Consider the following 3,630-nt stretch of genomic DNA (forward strand, 5'->3'; position numbering starts at 1 on the left):
TCGAGCCGGCGCCGGGTCTCCTCGGCGTCCGGTCGGTGGGTGCTGACGCCGGTGCCTCCGGTCGTGAGCACGAGCGCGGGCGCGGCGGCCAGGACGGTGTCCAGCGCGCGGCCGAACGGCTCGCCGTCGGGCGCGACCACCGGGTCGGGCGTCTCGAAACCCCAGCGCCGCAGGGCGTCCACCAGGAGCGGCCCGGTGGTGTCGGCGTACGTGCCGGCGGCGGCCCGGTTGCTGGCGACGACGACCGCGGCCCTCATCGGACGTCCTCGCGCCGCCAGTCGCCGCTCTTGCCGCCAGACTTGGCGACCACCTCGACGTCGGTGATGCGAGCCAGCTTGTCGACCGCCTTGACCATGTCGACGACCGTGAGCGCCGCGACCGTGACCGACGTCAGGGCCTCCATCTCCACGCCGGTGCGGTCGGCCGTGCGGACGGTGGCCTCGATCGCGACGCCGGCGTCGACGACCTCCAGCTCCACCTCGACGCCGCTGATCGCGAGCGGGTGGCACAGCGGCACGAGGTCGGGGGTGCGCTTGGCGCCCATGATGCCGGCGACGCGGGCGACCGCGAGCGCGTCGCCCTTCGGCACGCCCTCGCCGCGCAGCAGAGCGACGACCTCGGGCGTGGTCTGCACGAGCCCGCGGGCGGTGGCGGTGCGGGCGGTGACCTGCTTGGCGGTCACGTCGACCATCCGGGCTGCGCCGGACTCGTCGACGTGGGTGAGGCGCGGCTCGGTCGGCTCGCTCATCGCCTTCGCCTCAGAACTGTCGGTCCAGGACGAGCGTCCGGACGGTGTCGCCGAGGTTGAGCGCCGTCTCGTCCTCGCCGACGACGATGAGCGCGTTGGCCTTGGCCAGGCCGCCGACCTGGTGCGAGCCGCGGCCGCCGACCGGCGTGACCTTGGCGCCGCGGTGGGTGACCTCGAAGAAGCCGCGGACGTACTGGCGCTTGCCCGGGGGCGACGTCAGGTCCGAGGCGAGCACCGCGTGGACCATCGGCCGGCGGTACGGCGTCAGGCCCATGAGCCGGCGGATGGCGGGCAGGACGAACACCTCGAACGAGACGTACGCCGAGACCCCGTTGCCCGGCAGCGCGATGAGCGGGGTGCGCTCGTCGAAGACCCGGCCGAACCCCTGCGGGCGTCCGGGCTGCATCGCGACGGGGTGGAAGAACATGTCGTCCATGCCCGACAGCGCGGCCTTGACCACGTCGTGGTCGCCCTCGCTGATGCCGCCGGTGGTGACGACGAGGTCGGCGCGGACGAGCTGCTCGGACAGCAGGCGGCGGAACGCCTTGGGGTCGTCGTCGACGGCGCCCACGCGGTAGGCGATCGCCCCGGCCGCGCGCACGGCGGCGGCGAGCATGTGGCTGTTGCCGTCGTAGATCGAGTCGTGCTCGAGCTGCTGGCCGGCCTCGCGCAGCTCGTTGCCGGTGGAGATGATCACCACGCGCGGGCGGGGACGCACCGGGACGCGTCCGGCGCCCAGGGACGCGAGCAGGCCCACCTCGCGCGGGCCCAGGACGGTGCCGGCGGGCAGCACGGTCTCGCCCGCGCTGACGTCGTCGCCGTGCCAGCGCACGTTGCTGCCGGACTCCAGCGCCCTGCCGATCGAGACGCGCTGCGTGCCGCGGTCGGTCAGCTCGTACGGGACGACCGTGTCGGCCCCGCGCGGCATGGCGGCGCCGGTCATGATCTTGGCCGCGGTGCCGGCGCTGATCGCGAACGGCTTGCCCGACCCGGCGGCGACGGAGCCGACCACGGGCAGGACGACCGGCTCGTGGCGCGACGCCGCGGCGATGTCCTCGGCACGCACGGCGTAGCCGTCCATCGCGGAGTTGTCGAAGCGCGGCAGGTCGTGCTGGGCGACGAAGTCCTCGACCAGCGGCAGCCCGAGCGAGTCGACGAGCGGCTGGTCGTAGGGCTCCAGCGGACCGGTGCCGCGCAGGATGATCTCGAGGTGGTCCTCGACCGTCAGGACGCCGTCGGGGATGCTGGCCGGTCGCGGACGCGCACGCGGTCCGCTCGAGGCGGCGTCCGCCGAGGTCGGTGACGTCGCGCCGGTCGAGGGCACGGCGCCGGTGGCTTCGTCGTCCGAGGACATGGTGGGCAGCCTAGTCGTCCGCCAGCACCTCGCCGTCGGCGACGCGCTCCGGACCGCCCGTGTCGGGCAGCTCGACGTCCCCGACGACCTTCACGCCGGAGCCGAACGTCCAGTCGCCGTGCACCGTGAGGGAGCGGGCCTCGCGCAGCGACGGGACCTGCGGCATGCGCTGCTCGAAGGCGCCGATCGTGCCGTAGTGCGGCTTGGCCAGCCGCACCAGCGGCACCTCGTCGACGACGGCGGTGACGTGGCCGGACTCGGCGACGTCGTACACGTCCGAGCGCAGCAGGGCCAGGTCGTTGGTCGTCTTGACCGGCAGGAAGCGCGAGCGCGGCACCTCGATGGCCGTGGCGCCGTCGAAGACCTCGACCGCGGCGCCCATCGCGCTCTCGATCTGCACGACCTTGGGCGAGGAGGGGTCCTTCGGGTCGACGTTCTTGACGTTGCGGATGAGCGGCAGGCCCATCACGCCGCCGCGCTCCTCGAGCCGGGCCTTGAGCGCCTGCAGGTCGAACCACAGGTTGTTGGTGTGGAAGTAGCGGTGCCGCGTCATGTCGGCGGCGGCGTCGGCGTCCTCGTCGGGGGTCTGCGCCGTCTCGCGCAGCACCAGGCGTCCGTCGGCCTTGCGCACGACCAGGTGGCCGCCCTTGACGTCGGCGGGCGTGCGCAGGCAGACCTCGGCGGCGTAGGGCGCCCCGGAGGCGGCGAACCAGCCCATCATCGCCGGGTCCGGCGACGCGCCGAGGTTGTCGGCGTTGGAGATGAAGGCGTAGCGGAAGCCCTGCTCGAGCAGCGTGTCCAGGACGCCGGACGTGACGAGCGCCGTGTAGAGGTCGCCGTGGCCGGGCGGGCACCAGGTGAGCGACTCGTCGTCCCACTCGACCGGCGTGAGGTCGTCCTCGAGCAGCTTCGGCTCGCGGTTCTGCAGGAACTCCAGCGGCAGGTCGCCGACGGCCAGGTCGGGGTAGCGCTCGAGCACGGCACGGGTGTCGTCGCTGGTGCGGAAGCTGTTCATGAACACCAGCGGCAGGCGGACGCCGAGGTCCTCGCGCACGCCGCGCACCTGGGCCACGATGAGGTCGAGGAACGACCGTCCGTCGCGCACCTCCAGCAGGGACTTCGCGTGATCCATGCCCATGGACGTGCCCAGGCCGCCGTTGAGCTTGATGACGGCGGTGACGTCGGCGGCGGCGCGCTGCTGCTCGACCGAGACCTCCAGGTCGGCGGCCCGGTCGACGCCGTCGAGCGGCTCGACGTCGGCCTCGGGGATCATCCCCGTCGCGCCGCCCGCGAGCTTGCCGTAGAAGTCCGAGAACACGTCGATCGCCAGGTCGGCGATCCCCGCGTCCCGCATCTTGCGCTGTGCTGCCTCGAGTCCGTTCATCGCCGTCAGGCTAGCGTCGATCCCGTGGACAAGCAGGACGTAAGAGCCCAAACGCTTTCGCGACGGGCGGCCCGGGACGAGGGGGCGCGCGCGGAGGCCGCGGAGGCGATCGCCGCGCAACCTGCTCGCCGAGCCGGCTCGTCG

The 3,630-nt window shown here is 73.4% G+C and carries 4 protein-coding genes; all 4 read right to left on the reverse strand.

Annotated elements, in window-relative coordinates:
* A partial coding sequence (locus AC2W7G_RS11625; protein WP_485868578.1) for a molybdopterin-binding protein occupies window positions 1-257 on the reverse strand: 257 nt, incomplete at its 3' end.
* The gene (gene moaC, locus AC2W7G_RS11630; protein ID WP_485868579.1) at window positions 254-748 is read right to left on the reverse strand and encodes a cyclic pyranopterin monophosphate synthase MoaC; all 495 of its coding nucleotides are present in this window, start codon (window positions 746-748) and stop codon (window positions 254-256) included. The genes moaC and AC2W7G_RS11625, both read right to left, overlap by 4 nt.
* A 10-nt stretch (window positions 749-758) precedes the next feature.
* Window positions 759-2,102, reverse strand: a complete 1,344-nt coding sequence (gene glp / locus AC2W7G_RS11635) for a molybdotransferase-like divisome protein Glp (RefSeq protein WP_485868580.1) — start codon at window positions 2,100-2,102, stop codon at window positions 759-761.
* 10 nt (window positions 2,103-2,112) lie between these two features.
* Window positions 2,113-3,486: a UTP--glucose-1-phosphate uridylyltransferase gene (locus tag AC2W7G_RS11640; protein WP_485868581.1), complete on the reverse strand. Its 1,374-nt coding sequence runs from the start codon at window positions 3,484-3,486 to the stop codon at window positions 2,113-2,115.
* Window positions 3,487-3,630: the final 144 nt, after the last annotated feature.

The sequence above is a fragment of the Aeromicrobium sp. PFPM2_SD2 genome, from assembly GCF_057364525.1.

Coding starts and splice junctions, on each gene's coding strand:
- moaC (WP_485868579.1), bottom strand. CDS start 748: ATGAGCGAGCCGACCGAGCCGCGCCTCACCCACGTCGACGAGTCCGGC.
- glp (WP_485868580.1), bottom strand. CDS start 2,102: ATGTCCTCGGACGACGAAGCCACCGGCGCCGTGCCCTCGACCGGCGCG.
- AC2W7G_RS11640 (WP_485868581.1), bottom strand. CDS start 3,486: ATGAACGGACTCGAGGCAGCACAGCGCAAGATGCGGGACGCGGGGATC.